The organism is Streptomyces sp. NPDC058307 (assembly GCF_042880295.1).
Lineage (GTDB): Bacteria > Actinomycetota > Actinomycetes > Streptomycetales > Streptomycetaceae > Streptomyces.
On sequence record NZ_JBHVYZ010000009.1, the window covers coordinates 1 to 25590 of the forward strand.

The window sequence follows — 25590 nt, forward strand, 5'->3', positions numbered from 1 at the left end:
GAGGTCTACGCTGACCTCCTGAACAGTGGTGATGCGCTGACCGCTTGAGCTCGCCAAGGTTTCTGAGAGGCTCTCCGCTCTCCCCTCAGGGGAGCACCCGCGGGTAATGAGGGTGACGATCCGCATCGGGACCGCAGGGGGCAGGTTCCTTCGATGCTGTACGGGTTTCAGGACTTGCCGAGCCTCGTGCACCGTGTGCACTGACAGGGAGGCCAAGCCAGGGTGATGAGAGGCTGAAGATCGTCCGCCGTGGACACGGTTCGCTCGGGTTCCCAGGTCTTACCCGAGTCGCGGGAGACGCGCATGGTCATTGAGGGGCGGTCGTCGAAGAGTCCAACCGCCTTCTCGGGGCTCATGAGTTGTGCGCCTCGGAGCGATGCCGGCGCAGCTCGACGTTCGCATCAGAGACGGCGCTGTAGTCGCCTCTGGACCGGGAATTCTTTCGACGTACGCAGAGGTCGAGACAGGCGCTGCATCCTGGTGCCGCTCTAGGTTCTGGCGGCAGTTCGGTGAGTCCGTAGCCCTGAGGTTGCGGTGTGCTCGCCATCAGTCCTCCCCGGTTTCGTGACCCATCCATGGTCCACCGGTTGACGAGCAATGCCGATCATTATTCCCGTTGCTGACTAAAGATCATCGATAGTGGTCTGCGCACTGCTCAAGCAACTCCCTTGCTTCGCCTCCGAATAGAGCGTGACGCTCGAACGAGGTAAAGACGGCAAGGTACTCGGAGATGTCACGGGGATCGCGAAAGACCATGCGGCCAGTGAAGTTCTCGACCGTGGCCAACCGGTCGTCATAGATGGTGAAGGTGTTCATCGGTCCTCGTGGTATCACCGTCCCCATCGGGATAACTCCCATATGGATGTTGGGAAGGTGGGAGACTGATGTGAGACGGTCAATCTGAACGGCCAGGGTGGGGTGGGGGACGGCTGCCCACCTGATTGCCTGTTCCGTGAGGAGAAACATGAATGTCTTCGCCGTGTCGTAGAGAACGGCCTGACGCTCCAGTTTCCTCATGATGGTTTTGGAAGGGTCGCCTGGCGTGTGACTCAGGCTGGCACGGATGTATTCAGGTGTCGCCAACAGCCCTGTGATCATCGCTGGCAGAAAGTACCGCAGCTCCGTCGCTTCGGACTCCAGTGAGGCCAACTCCGTCTGACGCTTCTCCATCCCCCTGCGCCAGGAAGAGCGCTTGGCCTGCCACTCGGTGTTGGCGATTCGAGCAAGGGCGGTAACCTCCGGGACCAACTCAGGGGGAGCGTCCAGAGCGCGAAGGATGCGTTCGACGTCGACCAGCTTCGGTGTCTTCTTGCCGGTCTCGAACTTGCTGATCTGACTCTGGGACATGTTGCAGCGACTTGCGAGCCGATCTCCCGTGAGACCGGCTCGCCTACGCAACTCGCGGAGCTTTTCTGCCAGATCAGTCTTCGACTGTCCTAGCTGCTCAGGATCGAACGTCACTCGTCACTCGGCATCTTTCATGTACTCGAAGAACGGTACGGAGTGGGCCAGGGCTATGCGCTTCCACTCCAGATACGGAGTGACGTCACCAGTGAACAGTTCACGGTTGATCTGTGTCCCGTCCGGTCGGAAGTTGAGGTGCACCACTTGTGTCTCGTCGAACATCCACCAGTCGGTTCCCAAGCACGGCAGTCCGTAGTCATCGTGCGTGACATCCAGGATACGGATATCCTCCCCAGCTTGGATGTTGCCGGGGATTCCCCAAGAGAACTGGTATCGCTGATAGTCCGTCAATGGCCGTCGTACGATCCGTACTCGCCCGATGCTCCGACCCGATGCCACGTAGTCGTGAACACGCTCATGCCAGCGTGAATTGTGGTCAGCAGGCTTGGGTTCCCCCCGAAGGAACCGACCAACGTTCTCGGCTTCCTTGGGCATGGTGTACGTGGGCTGAGCCTCGAACCGCCAGGCCTCACGCTGGAAGGCGTCGAACGTCCTGCGCCACTCATCACCATCCAAGAGCACGTACGGCCTCCCTGAGCACTGATTCGGGGATCTTCACCAGGGCCTCACCCTCGGGGGGCTGGAAGGCGCTGGACGCGTCCCCCTGGACCACGATGGAACCGCTTGCCGTGCGGTAGACGTTCGGGCAGTCGTCGTCATCGCAGTTGGGTCCGCCGAACTTGCCGGTGAGCCGGGTCAGTTCCTCACGTGCCATGGTGCCCCCTCGTCTGTGGCCCCTGTCGGGGCTCTTGCTGATCGACGCTACGTAGGCCGTTGTTCCTCGTCTATGCCGACTCCGAACTATTCCGGTTGCGGAATAAAGGATCTTGAGAGACTCCCTGAGGTAGGTCTCGGTGCCCCAGCCGGTCGCCGCGTGATCCCGCTCTCACTCCTGTGGTTTCAGTCCCAGACTTCAGTAAAGGACACGTACATATTTATTGTGGGGGGTTGTATATGCCCCCCACGAAAAGACTCTCCAGGAGTCACTAGCGCCTAGTGGGCATCCCATTCAAGAGGGATGGCCTCCGAGTCAGTGAACAGTGAATGGCTCACTTCGGTTTCCTAGGTCCACTTCTCCACCGAAGTCGGTGGTGTTGGAGACTCCCTTGGTGAGGGGATTTAGTCGGATGGTGATTCCTGCCTTCAGTAGGTGACGTGTCCTCTCGACCTCATTGTCTTTGTTCCTTTCCCACATGTGACGGAAGGTCTCCCCGGTGTCCCGGTACTCGTACCTATCCGGCTTGTCTCCTTCGGCGGCCAGAGAGTCATGTTCCTCATAGAGAGCCGCAATCTCTTCCTCTGTGGCCTTCTTTGCGAATCCCGATGAGTTCTTGCCGCCAGGGCGGAGGGACCTCTGTAGTTCCGTTACGTACTCTTCGATCTCCCGGAGCCTCTGAGAGTTGTTCGACCCCTTTACGTAGTGGCGCTCGTGCATAGGGAAGTCCCCGATGGTTCCGAGGATCATTGTCTCGACAAGTTCCTCCACCTTCTCGGCACGGAAGGCGTACCCCTTGCCGCAGGACTCCCGATTCGCTGCTTTATTGCATCGGTACACCGGCTTGCCTTGCTGTCTCTCCGGGTTGAATAGGTACAGGTTTTTGCCGCACCCGCCGCAGAGCACAACTCCGCGATAGGTGGTTGTGTTCTTGGTGGAGCGGCGGGCGGCACCAGGACGTCCGTTCATCTCATCCTGGAGCTTCGCCCATTCATCGTCTGTGAGAATGGGGTCTGCCATCCGAATCTTCCCCTCGGAAGTGAGGATGGCTTGGGATACCCCGTACTTCTTTCCGGGAACCTTCACCTCTTCGCATTTCCAGCCGAGGATGGTTTCTGACCTCAGAATGTTAGTGATGGTGCGGCTCCGCCATACAGGAACCGATGTACCGTTTTTCTTTCGGCGATCCGACATCCTCTCACCCGCAGGGGAGGGAATCCCCCTGGCGTTGAAGTCGTCGCAGATGGTCGAGTAGGGGTCCCCGTCCTCAACTACTCGCTTGTACATCTCCCGGATGACTTGCCTTTGATTCTCCCGGACTCGAAGCCTCATCGCGCCGTCGGTGTCTCGGAAGGACTCGTATCCGTAGGGCGGGTTTCCCTTGGCCCAGACGTTCTTTGACTTGGCGTAGCTCTGGAACGACTTGACTCGCATGGAGATGTTCTGGGCTTCAGTCTCGGCAATGGCAGCGAATAGATCGATGATGACGTGCCGGAAGGGGCCGATCATGTCGAGTACTGGTTCCTTGACCGAAACCAAGGCCTTGCCGCCGTGTGCAGTCGCCCATTTGATCACGTCCTGCATGTCGACGACCTTGCGGACGAACCGGTCCATCTTCCAGAACAGTAACAGGTCGAATTCTGGAGCCCGGTTGTTCAGCCACCTCCCGAGTTCCGGTCTCTCGAAGGGGTGTGACTTGGTGGCGGAGATGTGGGCGTCTCTGGCTACGCCCACCACCTGCCACCCAAGGTGCTGCCTCTCGTTCACGTAGGCCGTGCAGTCCTGGAGCTGTCGTTCCAGCGAGGTGGACGCATCGGTCTCATTGCTGATCCTGAGGGCGATCAGTACACGCACAGGCTTCATGGATGGTGACCCTATAACAGCTGTACGCAAGTGACCTCGCCTATCTGATGGCCTGCCGCTTGTCCTCGCGGGCGCCTCCGTGTTCTCCGTGGACGCCGCCTTGCGGGCCCGGCGACGGCGGCGAGTGGGTGGTTACCGGTAGCTCCGGTCGGGGGATCCGGTCAGTGATCAGTGATCAGTGATCAGTGATCGGCGGTCAGGGGCAGTGATCGGTGATCAGTGGTCTGGTCAGGGGGTCAAGGGCGGCTGGGGTGTCCGGTCGGCCTCCAGAGGTGTGTTCGTACGGCGGCTGTCGCGGCGGTTGCGCACGGTCCGGGCCAGCAGGCCCACAGCGCCCGCGAGGCAGAGGCCGCCGACGACCATGGGGATCACCGCGAACCACGGGGTGTCCCAGGCGTCGCCCGCGTCACCGGCGTAGGTGATGCCCGCGACGGTCAGGAAGAGGCCGGCGACCAGTTTTCCCGGCTGGAACTCATGACGCAGCACGGCTCACCTCCGCCTGGCCGATGCCCACCCGTAGGTCGAGGTCGAGGGTGGCGGTCTTCTCGGTGCCCGGCGCCGGTTTCAGGGTGATCTCCTTGCGCTTGCCCGGTGCCACGTCCACGTCCGCCTTGTCGTCGCCCGGCAACTGGATGTCGCCCACTCCCACGTCGATGACCGCATTCACGGTCACGCCCGGGGGCACGATCACCACAAGGCGGCCCACTCCGACCTCGCCCCGGGTCGTCACCGTCCGGCCCTTGGTGAAAGCGACGCGCGACAGGTCCAAGGTGCCCACGCCGGTGCCGAGTTCGTACTGCGTGCGGATGTTCTGCGTCGCTGCCGGTGTCCAGTTGGTGCGGACCCAGTGGGTGGTGATGTCCTTCGGGAGAGCGGTGGACGTGGCGAGCAGGCCCGCTGTGATGATCGCCAGGAAGACCGAGCCCGCTCCGGTGCGGCCCAGGAAGGAGCTGGTCGCGATGCCCAGGCCCAGGACGATCAGCGTGCAGGACAGGCCGGTCTGCAGGCTGGTGCCCAGGGCGTGGTCCTCCCAGGTCGCTGCTGTGCCGAGGCCGCCCGCCAGCAGGGCGAGCAGGAAGACCCAGCCGCCGATCCAGCGGGGACCGCGGGGCTTCGGCGGGTGGATCCGGGCCGCGTCGATGTCCTCGCGCCGGCTCCAGGAGACGCCCCGGCCGATGTTGACGGCCGCCGCGATGTCACGGTCGCGGGAGTCGCTCGGGCCCCACAGATAGCCCGTGCCGCCGACGTGGGTGCCGTCCTTGACTATGGGGTCGCGCCACCAGGACGGGTAGCCGGCGGGCACCGGCGGGGCCTGGGCCTCCGGCGGGGCGTCGGCGACGGCCTGGGCGGCGAGCGGGTCGGGGTCCGGGGTGCCGCGGTTGCGCGACCAGTACCCCGCGCCCGCGAGGAGCAGGGAGAGCACCACGGCGAAGGCCAGCACGCTGGTGTTGCTCAGCATGGTGAGGAACACCCCGCAACCCACCAGGGCGAAGAGCACGCCGGTCAGGGCCTGCCCGTCGACCCGGCCGGTGAGCAGCTTGCGCACCTCGTTCTCCTCCTCGTCCTCGTAGGGGACGAAGAGCCAGGCGAAGCCGTAGAAGATGAGACCTATGCCGCCGGTCGCCGACAGCACGGCGAGTGTGATCCGGAAGATCACCGGGTCCATGTCGTACTGCCGCCCGAGTCCGGCGCACACCCCGGCGAGCAGCTTGTGCCGCCGGTCCCGCCGGAAGCGCGGGGGGGCCGGGGGCGCGTCCTCGGCGGGGGCCGTGTCCTGGGGGGTGACGGTGGGTGGGGCCGGTGTGCCTCCTTCTCTCCGCGTGCCCGCCCGCCCGTGCGCGCCCGAAGCCCGGCCGGGGGCGGCGGCCGTGCCCGCGCCGAGGCGGGTGCCGGGGCCGGTGCCCGGGTCCGGGCCTCCGCCGGATCCGGCGCCCGCGGCGTGCTGGTGATCTGTCATGTGTCCATGGTGACGGGCGCCGGGTCGTGACGGGAGTCGGAACGACCCTGGCCGGACCCTGATATCGGCCCTGAGAGGGGGGAGGGAGGTGTTCGGGAGACGCGCCGTTCGAAGATCAGGGGAGTCTCGGGGGACAACCCTGATGCCCCCGCACTCCGCCCGTGTGACCATCGATGGCATGCCGGAAGCCGCAGCAGCGCCCCTCGTCGAACCGCGGCCGCCGCGCAAGCTCTACCGCAGCAGTGACGGACGCTGGCTGGGTGGTGTGGCGCGGGGGCTCGCCGGGCACCTCGGGCTGCCCGTGATCTGGGTGCGGCTCGTCTTCGTCGGCCTGTTCATGGCGGACGGGCTCGGCGCGTTGCTGTATGCCGCGTTCTGGTTCTTCGTGCCGCTCGGCATCGGCGGGGTCGGTGGCCAGCGGCTCCCGTCCCTGGTCACCACCGAGACCTCGCCGGACGGCCGCCGCAGACTGGTCGCCCGCCGCCCGGACAAGGGCCAGATTGTGGCCCTGCTGCTCATGGTCGTCGTGGCCATGGTCTTCGTCGGCAATGTCAAGGTGGGCAATGGCGCCAAGGCCTACCTCTGGCCGGCCGTCCTGGTCGGCGCGGGCGTCGCCCTGGTCTGGCGCCAGGCGGACAACGCCCGCCGGGCCCGCTGGATGGAAGTGGGCCGCCGCCGGCGCACCCTGACGCTGCTGCGCGCCGCGGGCGGAGTCCTCCTCGTCACCGCGGGCGTCTCCGGGGTCTTCGTCCTCCAGGGCTCCACAGCGCACCTCGGCTCCGTCCTCCAGGCGGCCCTCGCGGTCCTCGTCGGGATAACGCTCCTCGCGGGGCCGTATCTCGTCCGCATGACCCAGGACCTCTCCGAGGAGCGCCTGATGCGCATCCGTGCCCAGGAGCGCGCGGAGGTCGCGGCCCACGTGCACGACTCGGTGCTGCACACCCTGACCCTGATCCAGCGCAACGCGGAGAACGCGAGCGAGGTGCGGCGCCTGGCCCGCGCCCAGGAGCGCGACCTGCGCACCTGGCTCTACAAACCCGAGGGCACCGGCAAGGACGAGGCCGACGAACCCACCGACCTCGCCGACGCCGTGCGGCGCAACGCGGCCGAGGTCGAGGACAAGCACGGCGTCCCCATAGAGGTCGTGGTCGTCGGCGACTGCCCGCTCGACGAGAGGACCGGCGCACAGATGCAGGCCGCGCGTGAGGCGATGGTCAACGCCGCCAAGTACGGTGGCGAGGGTGGCGCCGTACAGGTCTACGCCGAAGTCGAGGGCAGGACGGTGTTCGTGTCCGTCCGGGACCGCGGCCCCGGCTTCGACCTCGACTCGATACCCGCCGACCGGATGGGTGTCAGAGAATCGATCATCGGCCGCATGGAGCGCCATGGCGGCACGGCCCGGCTGCGCGCGGTGCCGGGCGGCGGCACGGAGGTCGAGCTGGAGATGGAGAGGGCGGAGAAGACGTCATGAGCGACGAGGCGACTGGCACGACGGAGGGTACAGGGGGCGCGGACGAGCGCCGGGTGCGCGTGGTCCTCGTCGACGACCACCGCATGTTCCGTACGGGCGTCCAGGCCGAGATCGGCCGGACCGAGGAGACCGGCGTCGAGGTGGTCGGGGAGGCCGCCGACGTCGACCAGGCGGTCACCGTCATCACCGCGACCCGTCCCGAGGTCGTTCTCCTCGACGTCCACCTACCGGGCGGCGGCGGCGTCGAAGTGCTGCGCCGGTGCGCCCCGTTGATGGCCGACGCCGAGCAGCCCGTCCGCTTCCTCGCCCTGTCCGTCTCGGACGCGGCCGAGGACGTGATCGGAGTCATCCGGGGCGGTGCGCGCGGCTATGTGACGAAGACGATCACCGGCACGGACCTCGTCAACTCCGTCTTCCGCGTCCAGGAGGGCGACGCCGTCTTCTCGCCGCGCCTGGCCGGCTTCGTCCTGGACGCCTTCGCCTCCACCGACGCCCCGCCGGTCGACGAGGACCTCGACCGCCTCACCCAGCGCGAGCGGGAGGTGCTGAGGCTCATCGCGCGCGGCTACGCCTACAAGGAGATCGCCAAGCAGCTGTTCATCTCGGTGAAGACGGTCGAGTCCCATGTCTCCGCGGTCCTGCGCAAGCTCCAGCTCTCCAACCGCCACGAGCTGACCCGGTGGGCGACGGCGCGGCGGCTGGTCTGACGCTCACACCACGCGCGTGGCGCCCGCGAACGGCATCTGGTCGATGGGCGCCACCCGCACCGGTGCCGACGGGTTCGGAGCGTGGATCATCTGCCCGTTGCCGATGTACATGCCGACGTGGCTGATGCCCGAGTAGAAGAACACCAGGTCTCCGGGGAGCAGTTCGGAGCGGGAGACGCGCCGGCCGGCGTCGATCTGGGCGTAGGTCGTGCGGGGCAGGGAGATGCCCGCCGAGCGGTAGGCGGCCTGGATGAGCCCCGAGCAGTCGAAGGCGTCCGGACCGGTGGCGCCCCAGACATAAGGACTGCCGAGCTTGGCGTAGGCGTAGGAAACGGCTGCTGCGGCGCGGGAGTTGGGGGCTGCCGTGGTGGCCGCGCCAGGGGACGTCAGCTCCTCGCGTGCGCTCGCGGTGGCCCGTGAGGCGCGATCCCCGCCGTCCCCGAGCAGCGCCCGTTCCCCGGCCGGCAGCTGGGACATCAGCCGACGGGCCGCGCCCAGTTTGCCGGTGATCGTCTTCTTGTGGCGCTTCAGCTCCGCCTGGCGCGACTTCAGCGAGGCCAGCTCGATGTGCGCCGCCCCGCGCAACTGCTCGATCTCCCGCAGCTGCCGGCGTACGTTCGCCACCGAGGCGGCCTGGCGGTTACCGGCTCGTTCGGCGAACTCGGCGCTGTCCAGGTACCGGTCGGGGTCGTCGGTGAGCGCGAGCTGCATCGCGGGGTCGAGGCCGCCGCCGCGGTACTGCGCCGCGGCCATCGACCCCAGCGCGTCCCGCTCCTCGTTGAGCTGTTCCGTCCTGCGGGCCGCCTCGTCCCGCAGGCTGTCCAGCCGGGTCTCGGCCGCCTCCGCCTTCTCCTTCGCGCCGTTGTACTTCTCGGTGGCCGACTCGGCCTCCTGGTACAGCTGGTCCACCTTCGCCTTGACCTGCGCCGGTGTGAGCTGCGGCTCGGCGTGTCCGATCCCGTCGAAGCCCGTCGCGGTCGCCGCCCCTGCGAGGGCGATCGTCGCTGCCGTACGGACCGTGTGGCCGCCGGCCGAGCGGCTGCGGGGCTTGCGGTGCGCTGCCACGTGGACTGCACATCCTTTCCTGCGATCGTCAGCCCCGGGGCTCAGGGACGTACGAACGCCAGGGGTGAGCGGCCGTACGACCGCCCGGGGCGGTGGTGCGCGTCCGGCGACGGCCCGCACAGGGGGAGCAGACCGCCGCCGGACCTTTTTCGGCGGTGGTGGCCGACTGCCGCCCCTGGCCCGGGCGGCGGTGGGGAGCCGGTCACCTGAGGGAGGACGCTAAACCTGAGCGTGTCCGGGAGGTAACGCGTTGTGCGGAACTGCCGCCAGGGGATCGCCGGGTGACCGAAGGTGACCGTGATGCCGGGGTGGCGCCGTCGACTTCGCGCGGGGCGCTGACCGAAGTAGGGATTCCGGGGCTCGCGGCGGGCGTGGAGTGCTATGGGCCGCATATATGCAAGATCCGCTCAGAGGGCCCGGTGCGTGTGCCCCTCGGGCCCCGGAATAGGCTCCGGCCTCATGGACGTACTCATCCATCTCTTCGTCGGCCTGCACATCATCGGCATCGCCGCGCTGCTCGGTGGCTTCCTCACCCAGATGAAGGCGATGGGCCGGGGCGCCGCCCGGTTCGTCCCCGCGATGCTGCACGGCGCCGCGACGATGCTGGTCACCGGAATGATCCTGGTCGGTCTCAACCAGGCCGACGACCAGCACGTCAACAACATCAAGATCGGCGTGAAGCTGGCTCTGCTGATCGTGATCCTCGGTCTCGTCTACGTGAAACGGGACGACGAGAAGGTGGACAAGAGCCTGTTCGGCCTGGTCGGCGCGTTGACCGTGGCCAACATCTTCATCGCGGTGCTGTGGACCTGACGGCGACGCCGGCAGGCCTCAGGCCGGGCGCACCACGCTGTGGATGCCCGACTCGCCGTCGTAGTAGATCGACTCCTCGCGGACGTACGCGCCCGGCTTGGGAGCGTGAATCATCATGCCGTGGCCGATGTAGAGGCCGACGTGGCTGATGTCGTCGTAGAAGAAGACCAGGTCACCGGGTTGGGCGTCGGCCAGGGAGACCGCGGTGCCGGCGTCGGCCTGGTCGTAGGTGACGCGGGGGAGGTCCACTCCGGCGGCCTTCCAGGCGGCCTGGGTGAGCCCTGAGCAGTCGTAGGAGTCGGGGCCGGTGGCGCCCCAGACGTACGGCTTGCCGATCTGCGCGCGGGCGAAGGCGAGGGCCTTGGCGGCCCTGGTGGCATACGAGGAGTCGGCCGCCGGGGACGTGCTCTCCTGCGGGCCGGTGACCTTCTGCGCGGCCTCCTGCGCGGCCTTCTCCGCCGCCGCCTGCTGCCGCGCCAGCTCCGCCGCCCTGCGGGCCGCCTCCTGCTGTTTGCGCTTCTCGATCGCCGCGAGACGCGCCTTCTCCTGCGCAGTCAGCTCCGACAGCAGCTCGCGCGCGTCGGCGAGCTTCTTCTGGACGGTCGCCTTGGCGGTCCTCAGGTCGCTCTGGGTGTCGGTGAGCGTCCGAAGGCTCTGGGAGGCCTCCTGGCGCTTCTTCATCGTCGCGGACTGCTCGGAGACGTAGTCGTCGACCGCGCCCTTCTGGCGGCTGGTCAAGCGGCCCATCAGCTGCGTCTGGTCGAAGTAGTCCTGCGGGGTGTCGGCGAGCAGGAAGGTCGCCGTGTCGGGCGCGGCGGCGCCGGTGCGGTACTGGGCCGCGGCGAAGGAACCGAGTTCCCCGCGCGCCTCGTTGAGCTTCTGCGTGCGCTGGGCGACGTCGTCGAGGAGGGTCTCGACCTGCTTGCGCTGCTTGGCCGTCCTCTCCTTGGCCGCGTTGTAGGTGTCGGTCGCCGACTCGGCCTGGCGGTAGAGGTCGTCGACCTTCTTCTCGACCTCTTCGAGACTCGGCTTGTCATCGCCCGGCGCGGCGTTCGCCGACTGGGACAGCAGGGCCACGGAGGTGAGGGCGGCCGTCGCGAGGGCCGGGGTCCGTATGCCTGCTACGCGCGTACCGACGGGACGCGACTTGCGGTGCGACGCCAAGGGAGGCGACTCCTTCCGTGCTCCGCCTACCGGGTTGGCGATGGGGGTCCTCCCAGGCCGTTCAGGCACTGGGGGAGGGTTCGGGCGGGAAGGGTTGCCCTACGGCGCTCCCGCGGGCGGGAGTCGGCCGATTCACCCCGGGTTCGGTGGGTCCCCGGCTCCGGGCGCGCGGCGGCGCCTGTGGACTCGGCGGAGGCCGTGCGGCCCGGCGACGTTCGCCGGAGGGGGTCGTACGGCCTGCCCGGAACGGTAGCCAACTGGTGTGGCGCGTGTGAAGGTTGATGTTCGATATGCCCGATACATTTTCGTGACCTTCGTCGCGGGCGTCGCTCGGTGGAGTGAGTTTCGGGTGATATGTCGCGGTGTGGGGGTGTTCCCCGTCCCCGGCGCCCTGGGCGTGACACGCAGTCCCCAGGTCCGTCACGGAACGTGACCGCGCGGTGGATGTTCTCAGGGCGGCGGCGGGCTGTCAGTGGGGCACCCTAGACTCGGAGAGCGATGAGCAGCCTCTTTGACGACAGCTTCCTGGCGGACCTCCAAGCCCCTCGCGGGCACGCGGAGGAGCCCCCGCCGCCGCCCGAGGACGACCACGTGCCGGAACCCGTTCCGGACGACCTGTTCGGTGGGAAGTTCGACGTGCCCCCGGACCGGGACGCCTACTACCGCGACGGCGCCCCGCGCCCGGTGGTGGACCCGGCCGCGCTCCTGGAGGGGCTGAACGAGAACCAGCGCGCGGCCGTCGTGCACTCCGGTACCCCGTTGCTCATCGTGGCCGGCGCCGGTTCCGGCAAGACCCGGGTGCTCACCCACCGCATCGCCCACCTCCTCGGCGAGCGCAAGGTCCACCCGGGCCAGATCCTCGCGATCACCTTCACCAACAAGGCCGCGGGCGAGATGAAGGAGCGCGTCGAGCAGCTCGTCGGCCCGCGCGCGAACGCGATGTGGGTGATGACCTTCCACAGCGCGTGCGTGCGGATCCTGCGGAGGGAGTCGAAGAGGCTCGGGTTCACCTCCTCCTTCTCGATCTACGACGCCGCCGACTCCAAGCGGCTCATGGCCCTGGTCTGCCGCGATCTGGACCTCGACCCCAAGCGCTACCCGCCGAAGTCCTTCAGCGCCAAGATCAGCAACCTGAAGAACGAGCTGATCGACGAGGAGGACTTCGCCGCCCAGGCCACCGACGGCTTCGAGAAGACCCTCGCCCAGGCCTACGCGATGTACCAGTCGCGCCTCCGCGAGGCGAACGCCCTCGACTTCGACGACCTGATCATGACGACGGTCAACCTGCTCCGGGCGTTCCCCGACGTCTCCGAGCACTACCGCCGCCGCTTCCGGCATGTCCTCGTCGACGAGTACCAGGACACCAACCACGCGCAGTACGCGCTGGTCAGGGAGCTGGTCGGGACCTCCGAGCACCCGGTGGACGTACCGCCGAGCGAGCACGACCTGCCGCCCGCCGAGCTCTGTGTCGTCGGTGACGCCGACCAGTCGATCTACGCCTTCCGCGGCGCGACCATCCGCAACATCCTCCAGTTCGAGGAGGACTACCCGGACGCGACGACGATCCTCCTGGAGCAGAACTACCGCTCCACCCAGACGATCCTCACCGCCGCCAACGCCGTCATCGAGCGCAACGAGTCCCGCCGCCCCAAGAACCTGTGGACCAACGCGGGCGCGGGCGCGCGCATCACCGGCTATGTCGCCGACACCGAGCACGACGAGGCGCAGTTCGTCGCCGACGAGATAGACCGCCTCACCGACGCGGGCGACGCGAAGGCCGGCGATGTCGCCGTCTTCTACCGCACCAACGCCCAGTCCCGTGTCTTCGAAGAGGTCTTCATCCGCGTCGGCCTGCCGTACAAGGTCGTCGGCGGCGTCCGCTTCTACGAGCGCAAGGAGGTCCGGGACGTCCTGGCCTACCTGCGCGTCCTCGCCAACCCGGAGGACTCCGTTCCGCTGCGCCGGATCCTCAACGTCCCCAAGCGCGGCATCGGTGACCGTGCCGAAGCGATGATCGACGCCCTGTCCCAGCGCGAGAAGATCAGCTTCCCGCAGGCGCTCAAGCGCGTCGACGAGGCGTACGGCATGGCCGCGCGCTCCACCAACGCCGTGAAGCGGTTCAACGTCCTGATGGAGGAGCTCCGTACGATCGTCGAGTCCGGCGCGGGCCCGGCGACCGTCCTGGAAGCCGTCCTCGAACGCACCGGATATCTCGCCGAGTTGCAGGCCTCCACCGACCCGCAGGACGAGACCCGCATCGAGAACCTCCAGGAACTCGCCGCCGTGGCTCTGGAGTTCGAGCAGGAGTCCGGCGAGGGCGAGGAGACCGGTTCGCTCTCCGACTTCCTGGAGCGGGTCGCGCTCGTCGCCGACTCCGACCAGATCCCCGACGAGGACGAGGACGGCTCCGGCGTCATCACCCTGATGACCCTGCACACCGCTAAGGGCCTGGAGTTCCCGGTCGTCTTCCTCACCGGCATGGAGGACGGCGTCTTCCCGCACATGCGCGCCCTCGGCCAGACCAAGGAGCTGGAGGAGGAGCGGCGCCTCGCCTACGTCGGCATCACGCGCGCGCGTGAGCGGCTGTATCTGACCCGGTCCTCCCTGCGCAGCGCGTGGGGGCAGCCGTCGTACAACCCGCCCTCCCGCTTCCTGGAGGAGATCCCCGCGCAGCACGTCGACTGGAAGCGCACGGGGGCGGCCGGCGCTCCCGCGGGGCCGGTATCTGGGGTCGCCGCGTCGCTGTCGTCGTCCCGTTCCCGCTCCTCGACGTCGGGCGCGTCCGGCTTCGCGACGCGCAGGACCTCGGAGAAGCCGGTGGTGTCCCTGGCCGTCGGCGACCGTGTCACCCACGACCAGTTCGGTCTCGGCACGGTGGTCGGAGTGAAGGGCACGGGCGCGAACGCCGAGGCCACGATCGACTTCGGGGAAGCCAAGCCGAAGCGGCTGCTGCTGCGGTACGCGCCGGTGGAGAAGCTGTAGCTCGAGGGACCCTGGACCCGAGGGACTACGTCGGGTCCAGGCCGTGGCTGCGCAGCCACGGCAGCGGGTCTATGGCCGAACCGCCCGCCGGGTGCACCTCGAAGTGCAGGTGGGGCCCGGTCGAGTTGCCGGAGTTGCCGGAGTAGGCGATCGGGTCGCCGGCCTTGACCGTCGTACCGGAGGCGACGCGGTAGCTGGAGAGGTGGCAGTACCACGTCTCGGTGCCGTCCTTCGCCGTGACGACCAGCATGTTGCCGTACGCGCTGTTCCACTGCGTCCGGACGGTGCCGTCGGTCGCGGCCATCACCGTCGTGCCGTACGAGACCGGGAAGTCGATGCCGGTGTGGACGGACATCCAGTTGACGCCGGCTTGGCCGAAGTAGGCGCTCAGGCCCCGCTGCGTGACCGGAAGCGCGAACTTCGGGCGCAGCCGCTCCTTGCGGGCCGCCTCCTCCGCCGCCTTCCTCTTCTCGGCCAGTTGCTGGGTCTTGAGGTCGATGCGTTCCTGTGTGCGGCTGGCCCGGTCGGCGAAGTCGTCGGCACCGGCCCTGAGGCTCTCGAGCTGGGTGTCCAACGTGTCGTTCGCGACGGCCGGCTTGGCGGCGGTCGTGTCCGCGAGAGTCGTCGAGGTGTTCTTGTCGTCGCCGGTCAGCGTGCCGACCGAGGCGGCGGCGATCCCGGCGACACCCATGACACACGCAGAGGGGACGGCGATCGTCAGCAGCGCGGAGCGCTTGGCGGGCATACGGCGGCGGGAGCGGCCCGCGTTGCGCGCGGCGGAGCGGGAGCCCGGGGCGGGCGCCGCGGCTCGGGGTGCCTCTTCCTGGTCGTCCAGGAGCGGGGCGTCGGCGTCGTGGACGGCGGGCATCTCGCCGGTGGCGGCGGTGTCCGTGGCGTCCGCGATGTCCGTCGTGGCGTTCGACTCGCCGTCGTGCGAGGTGTGTTCGGCGTAGGCGTCGCCGTAAGGATTCGCCTCGCCGTACGCGTGGCCCTCTTCGTACCCGTCCTGCTCGAAGGTGGCCGTCGGCTGCGGGTCGGTCGCCGTGCCGTCGGAGTTCCACTGCGTGGCGTCGTACGCACCGGTGTCGAAGGCCTGCGTGCCCCATTCCCAGTGCTGGGTCTGGTCCGCCGGGCCCGTGGACCGGTCCGGCTGGTGCCAGGAACCGGTGTCCCACTGTCCGCTGTGATCGACGCTGCCGGCCTGCGGCGGGATCGCGGCGAGCTGCTGCTGGTCGGCGCCCCACTGCGTGGCGTCGTACGCGCCGGTGTCGTAGGCGGCGTGGTGCTGGGCCGCGTACATGTCGTAGTTCAGGGTCTGGTGACCGCCGGTGGTCCACGTCGAGGCGTCGTACGAACCGGTGGCGTCGTCCGGCATGTTGCCGAAGAGCGGGTCGGTCGCGAAGGTGCCGGTGGCGTGCGCGCCGGTCGTGCCCGTGGCGTCGAAACCGGTGGCGTCATAGCCGCCGTACGTGGTGAAGTCGTCGTACTGGGTCTCCTGGTTGCCGTACGACGCGTAGTGCGCCGAATCGGCGTCGGAGGCCGGGGCCGGGGTGGTCATGGTCCCCGACGGGTGACGGTCGTTCACCAACTTCTCTTTCGCCTCGACAACAGGGGCTGCCAGAGCAGTGCGGCGACTGTACCCGGCGGTACGCGGGCGCGACAATCTTCAACTGGTTTCGGGCGCGCAGGAAACGGGCATTCGGCCGTGTTTCGGGGGACCGCGGGTCGGACTTTGGCTCTGTGTTCGAAGAGCGTTCGATGCTGGTCCGCGGTCCGACGGCTGTCGATGTGCTGTCGGAGGCCTGTGTGACGCGGCGTCGGAGGTCTGGTTGGGGCGCCGTCCGAGGTCTGATCGGGGCGCTGTCGACGGCCTGGGTGAAGGGCTGTCGGCGGCTTGTGTCCGGTGGCCGATACGACCGTTACGCCACGGTCAGTCCGCTTGCGCGGCCGGCCGTCTCCTCCCCGGCCCGCGCGGCGTCGAGCACCTGCCGTATGCCGGTCGCGACGGCGGGGTGCACGGGCAGGGCGAGATGCCCGATCCCGCTCACCCGGACGTTCTCCACCATCAGGTCCTCGTGGTCGATGCAGGCGGTCTCCAGCGGGTCCATCACGTGGTCGAGGTCGCTCCAGAAGCTCACGAAGTGCGTACGGCAGCCCGGGGCCGGCCGAGTGAGCTCCTCGAGCAACTCCGAGCCGGGGCGCATCTGGCGCACGATGGGGTGCGCGTTCGCCAGCGGCACCACCCGCGTGCCGGAGTGCGGGGTGCCGAGCGTCACCAGGGTGCGGACCCGGGCGTCGCCGCCGAGACGCTGTACGTAGTACCGCGCGATCAGGCCGCCGAGGCTGTGCCCGACGACGTCGACCCGCTCGCTGCCCGTGCGCTCGCAGATCCCCTCTATGTGCCGGCCGAGGAGCTCCGCCGCGGCGCGGATGTCGCAGGTCAGCGGGGAGTAGTTGAGCGACTCGATCTGCTGCCTGCCGTGCTGGGCGAGGCTGCGGCGCAGGAGCACGAAGACGGAACGGTTGTCGATGAAACCGTGCAGCAGGACGACCGGGGGCTTGGCCTCCGTCGGCAGCTGTGCGGCGCCGTCCTCCGGGAGCGGGGGCAGGGGGGAACGGCGCTCCTGGACGATGCCGGACGGATAGAGGAGGAGATGTCCCGCGAGGATCGCGATCTCGAGCGTGGTCGCCTTCAGGAGGGCCAGGGAGAGTCCCGCCAGCCTGCCGGGAAGCAGACGCTGACAGAGCGGGAGAAGGGGCAGCGCCGCCTTGGTGACCTTCATGGCCGACCTCCTGTCGGCACACGGGAGGACAGCTCCGTCCCCCGTGTGCGCTCGTGGGGAGTCGCGGCGAAGATCGCTGACGCCGACATGGCACGAGTGGGGCGCGGGGAGTGGGTACGGCGGTCGGCGCTCGGTTCCGGGGCCGCCGGGCGGGCCGACGGAGCCGGTGGTGCGGGCGATGCCGACGGTGCCGGTGCTTGTTCCGGTCGTATCGGTGGTGCCGGTGCTGCTGGCGGAACTGGTGGTGCGCCGGTGACGTGACGAGCCGCCCTGTCGGTGTGGCGACGAGGCTCCCCGCTGTCGTGCCTTACCTGTCCTACGTGCCCTTCGTGCCGTCGCCGGCGCGCCGCGCCCCCGTGACGCGCGGCTTGCGGCGCGGCGGTGCGGCGACCTCGTTGCGGCTCCCGAACGTGTCCCACCATATGATTTCCCCCTCGGTGCCCACTGCGAAACTGCATGGTGCGAGATGGCGGCGATAACGTTCGTTCACGTTCCCGGTCTGTGCGGTACTAGTCGGTGGGAGCGGTACCGGTCGGTGGGAATGGACGCAGTCGCTTCATGGAGGCAGTGATGGGTGTGACAGCCGGTCCGATCCGCGTAGTGGTGGCCAAGCCGGGGCTCGACGGTCATGATCGCGGAGCCAAGGTGATCGCGAGGGCACTGCGCGACGCGGGCATGGAGGTCATCTACACCGGCCTCCACCAGACTCCCGAGCAGATCGTCGACACGGCGATCCAGGAAGACGCCGACGCGATCGGGCTCTCCGTCCTCTCCGGTGCCCACAACACGTTGTTCGCCGCGGTGATCGACCTGCTCGGGGAGCGGGACGCCGAGGACATCCTGGTGTTCGGCGGCGGGATCATCCCTGAGGCGGACATCCCTTTGCTGAAGGAGAAGGGGGTCGCGGAGATCTTCACGCCGGGGGCGACGACCCAGTCGATCGTGGACTGGGTGCGGGCGAATGTGCGGCAGCCGACGGGGGCGTAGGGGGCCGCCGGTCCCTGGTCGCGCTGGTGCGCCGGTTGGATGCCGGGTGCGGGCCGGTGAGGGCTGGTCGCGCAGTTCCCCGCGCCCCTGAGTGGGTGCCGTCAGGCGTGTCCAGCTGTGCCCTGCCTGGGCGCGGGGCTGTGACGGCGGCGGGCTCCGCGGCGGGGTGTGGCCGGCGGCGACGAACCCGCAGTCGCCGGACGGCATGACGTGGCGCCCTGCAACGGCCACGACGAACCCGTACTGCCGGGCCGTATGACCTGGCACCCCGTTGCGTGCCTACGCGCCTCCCAGCTCCTCCCTCATCGCCGCTCGCAACCGCAAGGTCGTCACCAAGCGCTGGAACGCCTCGGCCCAGTAACCCCCCGCCCCGGGACTCGCGTCCTCTCCCTCGTCCGGCACCGCCATCAGCCCCTCCAGCCGCCCCGCCTCGGCCGGATCGAGACACCGCTCCGCCAGCCCCATCACCCCGCTGAAACTCCACGGATAACTCCCCGCGTCACGGGCGATGTTGAGCGCGTCGACCACCGCCCGCCCGAGCGGCGCGGTCCACGGCACCCCGCAGACTCCCAGCAGCTGGAACGCCTCGGACAACCCGTGCGTCGCGATGAACCCTGCGACCCACCCGGCCCGTTCGGAGGAGCCCAAGGTGCCGAGCAGCTTGGCCCGCTCCGCCAGTGACACCGCCCCCGGCCCCCCGGCCTCCGGTGCCGCGGGGGCTCCGAGCAGCGCCCGCGCCCACTCGGCGTCCCGCTGCCGTACGGCGGCCCGGCACCACGCGGCGTGCAGTTCGTTCCGCCAGTCGTCCGCCACCGGCAGCGCCACGATCTCCGCGGGCGTCCGCCCACCGAGCCGCCCCGGCCACCCGCCCAACGGCGCGGCCTCCACCAACTGCCCGAACCACCACGACCTCTCCCCCCGCCCCGAGGGCGCCTTCGGTACGACGCCGTCGCGCTCCATGCCCGAGTCGCACTCGTGCGGCGCCTCGACGACGAGCGTCGGCGTGTCCTCGGTGTGGTCGACGGCCACGCACGCCCCTGCCCGGACCGCCATCCGCGCCGCCAGCGCCGAACCCGGCAGCGCGGACAGCAACTCCGCGGCCGTGGCCCGTACGTTGCGGCTCCGGTCGGCCAGCGCCTGCTCCAGGAACGGCTCGTCGTCCGGCCCCAGGCCCGTCCGCAGCGAGTCGAGGAACATCAGCCGGTCCTCGGCCCGCTCGGTCGCCCAGGTCGCCGCGAGCAGCTCCCGTGCCGCGGCGGGCTCGCGGGCCCGTATCGCCCCGAGAAGGGCCACCCGCTCGGCGAACAGGCCTTCCTCCCAGAGCAGTCGGACCCCCGTGGTGTCACCCGACGACGGCAGCGCCGCTCCGCCGCCGGGCGCCGCTCGCAGGGCGAACCGCCAGTCCGGGTTCAGCCGGGCGAGCCAGGTGGCCCGCGAGCCCGCGAACGCCAGCGCCGCCGGCCGCAGATCCGTACGTCCCCGGGCCGCGTCCAGCAACGTGGGCAGCAGCTCCGGAGGCGCCGCGTAACCGCGGGCGTTCGCCGTCGAGAGCCACTGCGGGAGCAGCTCCATCAGATCCGGTGCCGTACCCCTGCGGCCGCCGCCACCCGTGCCCGGCCGGTCGGCGAGCAGCATCGCGAGCCGGCGGGCCGCCGCCGCGGGCAGCGGAGCGCGCGGGTCCTGGGGCGCCGGGTCCGGCCGCTGGGCCGCGCGCGTGGGCCTGAGCCCGGCCCGCCGCCGTACGGTCTCCACGGCCGCCGCGTCCAGCAACGCCACCGGAGCCTCGGGGCCGGGCGCCACGCCGGGCGGCGTGCGGCGCGCGGTGCCGAGCAGGGCCGAGGTGACGAGCTCCTCCCAGGCGTCCGGCGCGGAGGTCCTGTCCGTGCTCCTGTCCATGCGGTTCCTTTCCGTGCGGTCGGCTGCCAGGTCGGTTCCGTTCAGCACAGTCGCACCGCCTCGCCCGCGTCCTGCGGCCAGGCCGTGAGCGGGGTGAAGCCGCGGTGGCCGCACTCGCCGAAGACCTTCACCGGGGCTCCGCCCGAGAGCGAGACCAGGCGCCACAGGCCCGGACGGGAGCGGGCGGAGGCGGTGAGCGGCAGCGCCAAGTCGCCCTCGGCGTCGGCCAGTTGCCAGGAGTCCCCGTCCGGGGCCGGTATCACCCGGTCCAGGGTCACGGGGACGGAGTCGAGCCACGGATCGTCCCGCAGCGCCGCGCCGTAGCGGGCGGCCGCCTGCTCCGTCGTCACTCCCGGTGGCCGGGTCGCCGAGGGCGCGGGCGGCGCGAACTGCTCGCCGAGCGCCGCCCGCAGCTGACCGGTACCGGGATAGGCGGACACCTCCGCCTCCAGCTCAAGACCCACCGGCAGCGCCAGTTCGGGAGCGCGGCCGGCCGCGCCGTAGGAGAGGAGCAGGGCCGTGCGGCCCGAGTCCGTGCCGTGCAGCCAGATCCGGCGGGTCGTCAGACGGGCGTCCGCCGTGTCGTACTGGGCGAGGACCAGCCAGCGGTCCCGTATCGCGGGGCCGTCCGCCGAGGCGGGCAGGCCGATCCGGGAACGGACCGTCGACGCCAGACCGTCCGGCAGCCGCTCACGGCGCAGCCAGCCCTGGTCGAGGAGGTGGATGAGGGCACACTCCTCCAGCAGCCGCACCGGCCAGCCCGGACCGGACGACGGGATCGACCCCAACTCCCGCACACGGCCGGCGAGTCCCGGCGCCTGGGCGTCGACCATGCGCGCGGCCGTCTCCTCCCACATGCCGTATCCCGCCTGCTCCGCCCCCGCCAGACCGCCGCGCAGCAGATCCGCCAGCCGCTGCTCCAGCTCCGTCGCCCCCGCCGTGATCCGCGTGGCCCGGCGCTCGGCCCTGCGCCGCGCCGCCTCCGGATCACCGGCCCCGGCTGCCGAACCGGCCGCGTCCGCCGCCCGCTTCTCCTGCGCCCGCTGCCTTCTCCCCGCTGTCCACTGCTCCGCCCAGTCCGGCGCCTGGCCCCGCGGCACCGCTCCCTCCCCACCCGCCCAGAGCAGCAGCAGCCCGAGCGCGTGTTTGCACGGGAACTTGCGGCTCGGGCAGCTGCACTTGTATGCCGGACCCGCGGCGTCCGCCACGTCGATGACCGTCTGATACGGCTTGCTGCCACTGCCCTTGCACAGCCCCCACACCGTCCCCTCGTCGGAACTCCCCGCCTCGGACCACGGCCCGGCCGCGCCGAGTTTGCTTCCCGCTTTGCGTGAGGCGGCGTCAGGAGCCAGTGCCAGCACCTGATCCGCCGTCCAGCGCACCCCCTGCTGAGTCATGTCATCGAAGGTAGATCCCCCCACTGACAATCGGCCCCCAACCGATGGCCGCTGCGACCCCCGTGAGCACGTTTCCGCAGGTCGGATCGCATTGTCAGTGGCGTGGTGCACGGTTGGTGACAGATCCGAACCGGCCGAGCTGGAGGGGGCCTCAGCCATGTCTGTGTCTGTGGAACCGACGAACGTGGAACCGAAGCAGGGATCACCGGCCGAGGCGTTGCGGCCGCATGCCGAGGAAGCCTTCGCCGGTGAACTCGCCGCGCTGGCCGCGCAGGACGACCGTCCGCGCCCGGCCCGGTGGAAGCTGTCGCCGTGGGCGGTGGCGACGTACCTCCTCGGCGGCACCCTGCCGGACGGCACGGTGATCACACCGAAGTACGTGGGCCCGCGGCGCCTCGTCGAGGTCGCCGTCACCACCCTCGCCACCGACCGCGCCCTGCTCCTGCTGGGCGTGCCCGGCACCGCGAAGACCTGGGTCTCCGAGCACCTGGCCGCGGCGGTCAGCGGTGACTCGACCCTGCTCGTTCAGGGCACGGCCGGTACTCCGGAGGAGGCGATCCGCTACGGCTGGAACTACGCGCAACTGCTCGCCAACGGCCCGAGCCGCGACGCCCTCGTGCCCAGTCCGGTGATGCGGGCCATGGCGGAGGGGATGACGGCGCGGGTGGAGGAGCTGACCCGTATCCCGGCCGACGTGCAGGACTCGCTGATCACCATCCTGTCCGAGAAGACGCTGCCGATACCGGAGCTGGGCCAGGAGGTGCAGGCGGTGCGCGGCTTCAACGTCATCGCCACGGCCAACGACCGCGACCGCGGGGTCAACGAGCTCTCCAGCGCCCTGCGCCGCCGTTTCAACACAGTGGTGCTGCCGCTGCCGGAGAGCGTCGAGGCCGAGGTCGCCATCGTCTCGCGCCGCGTCGACCAGATCGGCCGCTCCCTCGACCTGCCGGCCGCGCCCGACGGCATCGCAGAGATCCGCCGGGTCGTCACGGTCTTCCGCGAACTGCGCGACGGGATGACGTCCGACGGCCGTACGAAGCTCAAGTCACCCAGCGGCACGTTGTCGACCGCCGAGGCCATCTCGGTCGTCACCAACGGTCTCGCCCTCGCCGCCCACTTCGGCGACGGCGTCCTGCGGGCCGGGGACGTCGCCGCGGGCATCCTCGGCGCCGTCGTCCGCGATCCGGCGGCCGACCGGGTCATCTGGCAGGAGTACCTGGAGGCGGTCGTCCGCGAGCGGGACGGCTGGAAGGACTTCTACCGGGCTTGCCGGGAGGTCAGTGCGTGAGCGATGGCCCGGGGCCGAGTACGCGGACCGGAACCCTCGCGGTGGCTTCGGTGAGGGTCGTCCAAGGGCGTGGAGACGGCGGAGACAGGGGACGGTCGTGACGGGTGTGGAGCGAGGCGGCGGCAACGGGACCGGGCGGGGCGGCGAGGACGACTCCAAGTGGCCACGGAGGGGAGGGGGTCGGTGTGACGGACGTGGGTGAGGTCGAGAGCGGGGCGGCGAGCGGCTCCGCAGGGTCCGGGGACGAGGGGGCGACCGGTGTGAGAGGGCCGGAGGACGGGGGAGTGGCTCGGGGCGGTGCGTCCGGGGGCGGGAGTCTGGACGGCGTGGGCGTTCACAGCAGTGAGGGGGCGGCCGGCGCCGACGTTCAAGGGAGGCGGAGAGAGGGTTCCGGGCCGTTGCTGCTGGGGGTGCGGCATCACGGGCCCGGGTCGGCGCGGGCCGTGCGGGCGGCGTTGGACGCGGCGCGGCCCCGGGTCGTGCTGATCGAGGGGCCGCCCGAGGCCGACGCGTTGATTCCGCTGGCCGCCGAGGAGGACATGCGACCGCCGGTGGCGCTGCTCGCCCATGCCGTGGACGAGCCCGGCCGTTCGGCGTTCTGGCCGCTGGCCGAGTTCTCCCCGGAGTGGGTGGCGATCCGCTGGGCGCTGGAGCACGAGGTCCCGGCCCGTTTCATCGACCTGCCGGCCACGCACACGTTGGCGTGGGGCAGGGACGTGGCGGACGAAGGGCCGGCGGACCGACCGGACGAACCCGCCACCGAGGACCCGCGTGGGCCCGAGACGGGGCCTGTTCCAGCCGACGAGAACGCCGCCCCGGGAGAAGCTGAGACCTCTTCCACCGGTGGGGACACGACTCCCGACGATCAGCCCGCCGTTCACGAGGCCGTGCGTGTCGACCCGCTCGGGATGCTTGCCGAGGCTGCCGGATACGACGATCCCGAGCGGTGGTGGGAGGACGTCGTCGAGCACCGGGGAGCGGGGCAGGGCGACGTGTTCGAGCCGTTCACCGTGCTGGAAGAGGCGATGGGGGTGCTGCGGGAGACGTACGGGACCGGCGGACACGACCGGGACCTCGTGCGGGAGGCGTACATGCGGCTCCAACTACGGGCCGCGCAGCGGGAGTTCGGGGACGACGTGGCCGTGGTGTGCGGGGCCTGGCATGTGCCGGCGTTGCGGCGCAGGAGCACGGTCGCCGCCGACAAGGCCCTGCTGAAGGGGCTTCCCAAGGTCAGGGCGGACATGACCTGGGTGCCGTGGACGCACCGCAGGCTCTCGCGGCACAGCGGCTATGGCGCCGGGATCGACTCGCCCGGCTGGTACGGGCACCTGTTCGGCGCGCCGGACCGGCCTGTCGAGCGGTGGCTGACCAAGGTGGCGGGGCTGCTGCGGGACGAGGACCGGATCGTGTCCTCGGCGCACGTCATCGAGGCCGTACGGCTGGCCGAGACGCTCGCGGCGATGCGCGGCCGCCCCCTGCCCGGCCTGAGCGAGACGACCGACGCGGTGCGGGCGGTGATGTGCGACGGCTCGGACGTGCCGTTGGCGCTGGTGCACGACCGGCTGGTGGTCGGGGACGTCCTGGGGGAGGTGCCGCAGGCGGCGCCCGCGGTGCCGTTGCAGCGGGACCTCGACCGGATCCAGCGGCGGCTGCGGCTCAAACCGGAGGCCCTGGAGCGGGAGTTGGAGCTGGATCTGCGCAAGGAGAACGACGCGGGGCGCAGCAGGCTGCTGCACCGGCTGCGACTCCTGGGCGTGGCGTGGGGTGAGCCGGCGGCCTCGCGGGGGAGCACGGGCACGTTCCGCGAGACGTGGCGACTGCGGTGGGAGCCGGAACTGTCGGTGCGGGTCGCCGAGGCGGGGGTGTGGGGCACGACCGTGCTCTCCGCCGCGACCGCCAAGGCGGAGGCGGACGCCGTGTCCGCGCCGGGGCTCGCCGACGTCACCGCCCTCGCCGAGCGCTGTCTGCTGGCCGGACTCCCCGACGCCCTGCCCACAGTGATGCAGATCCTCGCCGACCGCGCCGCGCTGGACGCGGACGTCGGACACCTCGCCCAGGCCCTGCCCGCCCTCGTCCGTTCCCTGCGCTACGGCGATGTGCGCGGCACCGACACCGGCGCCCTGACGGAGGTCGCCGCGGGCCTCGCCGAGCGCGTCTTCGTCGGCCTGCCCCCGGCCTGTGCCGCGCTCGACGCGGAGGCGGCGGAGGAGATGCGGCGCCATGTGGACGCGGTGCACGGGGCGGTGGGACTGCTGGGCGAGGCGGCGGCTCCCGAGGACGCGACCTCGGGTCCGGCACAGGGCGGCAGGGGTGACACGCCGGCTCCGGCTCACCATGGTCTCCGTGGCCGTTGGCAGGCCGTGCTCAAGGTGTTGTCCCTGCGGGACACCGTGCCCGGTGTCATTCGCGGGCGGGCTGTGCGACTGCTGCTGGACGACGGGGAGTTGGCGCAGGACGAGGCGGCCCGGCTCATGGGGCTCGTGCTGTCGCCGGGGACGGAGCCGGGGGACGCGGCCGCGTGGATCGAGGGTTTCGTCGGGGGCGGGTCCGGCGGCGGGATGCTTCTCGTGCACGACGAGCGGCTGCTCGGGCTGGTCGACGCCTGGCTGACCGGGGTGTCGGCGGAGGCGTTCACCGATGTGCTGCCGCTGCTGCGCCGTACGTTCTCGGCGTACGAGCCGGGAGTGCGGCGGACCCTGGGCGAACTGGTCCGGCGAGGCCCGGGACAGCGGGGGAGCGCGGCGGGAGCCGGTTCCGGGATACCGGGTTTCGGGGCGGACCTCGACAGCGACCGGGCCGACGCCGTGCTGCCGGTGGTGCGGCTGCTGCTGGGCCTGGACGACGACCACGACAACCACGACGACCACAACGACCACTTGGCGCACGACGACGACAACGACTTTGTGGGGGCGGCGGGATGATGACCGAGGTATCGCGGACACCCAGGAGCGGGGCCGGCAGGGCAGCCGCCGCTGACGGGGACGGGCGCGAAGTCGCACTCGGGAACAGGACCGGGTCCCGGGCGAAGCACGGCTCGC

The 25590-nt window shown here is 70.1% G+C and carries 19 protein-coding genes; 7 read left to right on the plus strand and 12 right to left on the minus strand.

Translation table 11 applies throughout. The annotated features are described in order from the left end of the window. Nucleotides 1-630 precede the first annotated feature (630 nt). The 6 genes from ACFVYN_RS09155 to ACFVYN_RS09180 form a co-directional block, all read right to left on the minus strand. A complete protein-coding gene (locus ACFVYN_RS09155; protein WP_389994733.1) occupies nt 631-1461 on the minus strand; it encodes a helix-turn-helix domain-containing protein in 831 nt (276 codons plus the stop codon). Between the two features lie 3 nt (nt 1462-1464). Continuing rightward, a complete protein-coding gene (locus ACFVYN_RS09160) occupies nt 1465-1986 on the minus strand; it encodes a DUF6879 family protein (RefSeq protein ID WP_389994735.1) in 522 nt (173 codons plus the stop codon). Beyond that, nucleotides 1970-2179: a hypothetical protein gene (locus ACFVYN_RS09165; protein WP_389994738.1), complete on the minus strand. Its 210-nt coding sequence runs from the start codon at nt 2177-2179 to the stop codon at nt 1970-1972. Before ACFVYN_RS09165 ends, ACFVYN_RS09160 begins: the two co-directional genes overlap by 17 nt. A gap of 315 nt (nt 2180-2494) precedes the next feature. Next, on the minus strand, nt 2495-4042 hold the full coding sequence (locus tag ACFVYN_RS09170) for a recombinase family protein (RefSeq protein WP_389994741.1): 1548 nt from the start codon (nt 4040-4042) through the stop codon (nt 2495-2497). 228 nt (nt 4043-4270) lie between these two features. Continuing rightward, complete coding sequence (locus ACFVYN_RS09175) at nt 4271-4528, minus strand: hypothetical protein (RefSeq protein ID WP_389994744.1); 258 nt, start codon at nt 4526-4528, stop codon at nt 4271-4273. Then, nucleotides 4515-5999, minus strand: a complete 1485-nt coding sequence (locus ACFVYN_RS09180; protein WP_389994747.1) for a PspC domain-containing protein — start codon at nt 5997-5999, stop codon at nt 4515-4517. The genes ACFVYN_RS09175 and ACFVYN_RS09180 overlap by 14 nt, the downstream gene beginning before the upstream one ends. Nucleotides 6000-6177: 178 nt before the next feature. Here ACFVYN_RS09180 and ACFVYN_RS09185 point away from each other — a divergent pair, with 178 nt between their 5' ends. Beyond that, a complete protein-coding gene (locus ACFVYN_RS09185) occupies nt 6178-7470 on the plus strand; it encodes a PspC domain-containing protein (protein ID WP_389994749.1) in 1293 nt (430 codons plus the stop codon). Further along, nucleotides 7467-8177 carry a LuxR C-terminal-related transcriptional regulator gene (locus tag ACFVYN_RS09190; protein ID WP_389994752.1) on the plus strand — a complete coding sequence of 237 codons (711 nt, stop codon included), beginning with the start codon at nt 7467-7469 and terminating at the stop codon, nt 8175-8177. The genes ACFVYN_RS09185 and ACFVYN_RS09190 overlap by 4 nt, the downstream gene beginning before the upstream one ends. 3 nt (nt 8178-8180) lie before the next feature. On the opposite strand, the gene ACFVYN_RS09195 is transcribed toward ACFVYN_RS09190, so the two are convergent. Beyond that, complete coding sequence (locus tag ACFVYN_RS09195) at nt 8181-9242, minus strand: NlpC/P60 family protein (protein ID WP_389994755.1); 1062 nt, start codon at nt 9240-9242, stop codon at nt 8181-8183. A 459-nt stretch (nt 9243-9701) separates the two neighbouring features. Here ACFVYN_RS09195 and ACFVYN_RS09200 point away from each other — a divergent pair, with 459 nt between their 5' ends. Further along, nucleotides 9702-10055 (plus strand): hypothetical protein, encoded by a 354-nt coding sequence (locus ACFVYN_RS09200; RefSeq protein ID WP_389994758.1) that lies wholly within the window; start codon nt 9702-9704, stop codon nt 10053-10055. 18 nt (nt 10056-10073) lie between these two features. On the opposite strand, the gene ACFVYN_RS09205 is transcribed toward ACFVYN_RS09200, so the two are convergent. Next, nucleotides 10074-11219, minus strand: coding sequence for an NlpC/P60 family protein (locus ACFVYN_RS09205; protein ID WP_389994760.1), 1146 nt, complete (start codon nt 11217-11219; stop codon nt 10074-10076). A gap of 498 nt (nt 11220-11717) precedes the next feature. On the opposite strand from ACFVYN_RS09205, the gene pcrA reads away from it, so the two are divergent. Further along, nucleotides 11718-14201, plus strand: coding sequence for a DNA helicase PcrA (pcrA, locus tag ACFVYN_RS09210; protein WP_389994763.1), 2484 nt, complete (start codon nt 11718-11720; stop codon nt 14199-14201). Between the two features lie 25 nt (nt 14202-14226). On the opposite strand, the gene ACFVYN_RS09215 is transcribed toward pcrA, so the two are convergent. Both ACFVYN_RS09215 and ACFVYN_RS09220 read right to left on the minus strand, forming a co-directional pair. After that, nucleotides 14227-15759: a M23 family metallopeptidase gene (locus ACFVYN_RS09215; RefSeq protein WP_389995118.1), complete on the minus strand. Its 1533-nt coding sequence runs from the start codon at nt 15757-15759 to the stop codon at nt 14227-14229. 361 nt (nt 15760-16120) lie between these two features. Next, entirely contained in the window at nt 16121-16984 is an 864-nt protein-coding gene (locus ACFVYN_RS09220) for a lipase family alpha/beta hydrolase (RefSeq protein ID WP_389994766.1), read from the minus strand. Nucleotides 16985-17554: 570 nt separating this feature from the next. Here ACFVYN_RS09220 and ACFVYN_RS09225 point away from each other — a divergent pair. Then, on the plus strand, nt 17555-17971 hold the full coding sequence (locus ACFVYN_RS09225) for a cobalamin B12-binding domain-containing protein (protein ID WP_389994768.1): 417 nt from the start codon (nt 17555-17557) through the stop codon (nt 17969-17971). A gap of 279 nt (nt 17972-18250) precedes the next feature. Here ACFVYN_RS09225 and ACFVYN_RS09230 read toward each other — a convergent pair whose 3' ends face one another. Next, nucleotides 18251-19867, minus strand: coding sequence for a DUF5691 domain-containing protein (locus ACFVYN_RS09230; protein WP_389994771.1), 1617 nt, complete (start codon nt 19865-19867; stop codon nt 18251-18253). A 41-nt stretch (nt 19868-19908) separates the two neighbouring features. Then, complete coding sequence (locus ACFVYN_RS09235; RefSeq protein WP_389994774.1) at nt 19909-21264, minus strand: SWIM zinc finger family protein; 1356 nt, start codon at nt 21262-21264, stop codon at nt 19909-19911. A gap of 157 nt (nt 21265-21421) precedes the next feature. On the opposite strand from ACFVYN_RS09235, the gene ACFVYN_RS09240 reads away from it, so the two are divergent. Both ACFVYN_RS09240 and ACFVYN_RS09245 read left to right on the plus strand, forming a co-directional pair. Next, nucleotides 21422-22552 carry an AAA family ATPase gene (locus tag ACFVYN_RS09240; RefSeq protein ID WP_389994777.1) on the plus strand — a complete coding sequence of 377 codons (1131 nt, stop codon included), beginning with the start codon at nt 21422-21424 and terminating at the stop codon, nt 22550-22552. A gap of 398 nt (nt 22553-22950) precedes the next feature. After that, complete coding sequence (locus tag ACFVYN_RS09245) at nt 22951-25473, plus strand: DUF5682 family protein (protein ID WP_389994780.1); 2523 nt, start codon at nt 22951-22953, stop codon at nt 25471-25473. The last annotated feature ends 117 nt before the right edge of the window (nt 25474-25590 follow it).

Excerpts from the sequence above, each read along its gene's own strand:
- ACFVYN_RS09170 (WP_389994741.1), bottom strand. The coding sequence starts at position 4,042 with ATGAAGCCTGTGCGTGTACTGATCGCCCTCAGGATCAGCAATGAGACC.
- ACFVYN_RS09235 (WP_389994774.1), bottom strand. The coding sequence starts at position 21,264 with ATGACTCAGCAGGGGGTGCGCTGGACGGCGGATCAGGTGCTGGCACTG.
- ACFVYN_RS09220 (WP_389994766.1), bottom strand. The coding sequence starts at position 16,984 with ATGAAGGTCACCAAGGCGGCGCTGCCCCTTCTCCCGCTCTGTCAGCGT.
- ACFVYN_RS09165 (WP_389994738.1), bottom strand. The coding sequence starts at position 2,179 with ATGGCACGTGAGGAACTGACCCGGCTCACCGGCAAGTTCGGCGGACCC.
- ACFVYN_RS09240 (WP_389994777.1), top strand. The coding sequence starts at position 21,422 with ATGTCTGTGTCTGTGGAACCGACGAACGTGGAACCGAAGCAGGGATCA.
- ACFVYN_RS09180 (WP_389994747.1), bottom strand. The coding sequence starts at position 5,999 with ATGACAGATCACCAGCACGCCGCGGGCGCCGGATCCGGCGGAGGCCCG.
- ACFVYN_RS09200 (WP_389994758.1), top strand. The coding sequence starts at position 9,702 with ATGGACGTACTCATCCATCTCTTCGTCGGCCTGCACATCATCGGCATC.
- ACFVYN_RS09225 (WP_389994768.1), top strand. The coding sequence starts at position 17,555 with ATGGGTGTGACAGCCGGTCCGATCCGCGTAGTGGTGGCCAAGCCGGGG.
- ACFVYN_RS09215 (WP_389995118.1), bottom strand. The coding sequence starts at position 15,759 with ATGACCACCCCGGCCCCGGCCTCCGACGCCGATTCGGCGCACTACGCG.
- ACFVYN_RS09230 (WP_389994771.1), bottom strand. The coding sequence starts at position 19,867 with ATGGACAGGAGCACGGACAGGACCTCCGCGCCGGACGCCTGGGAGGAG.
- pcrA (WP_389994763.1), top strand. The coding sequence starts at position 11,718 with ATGAGCAGCCTCTTTGACGACAGCTTCCTGGCGGACCTCCAAGCCCCT.
- ACFVYN_RS09190 (WP_389994752.1), top strand. The coding sequence starts at position 7,467 with ATGAGCGACGAGGCGACTGGCACGACGGAGGGTACAGGGGGCGCGGAC.
- ACFVYN_RS09185 (WP_389994749.1), top strand. The coding sequence starts at position 6,178 with ATGCCGGAAGCCGCAGCAGCGCCCCTCGTCGAACCGCGGCCGCCGCGC.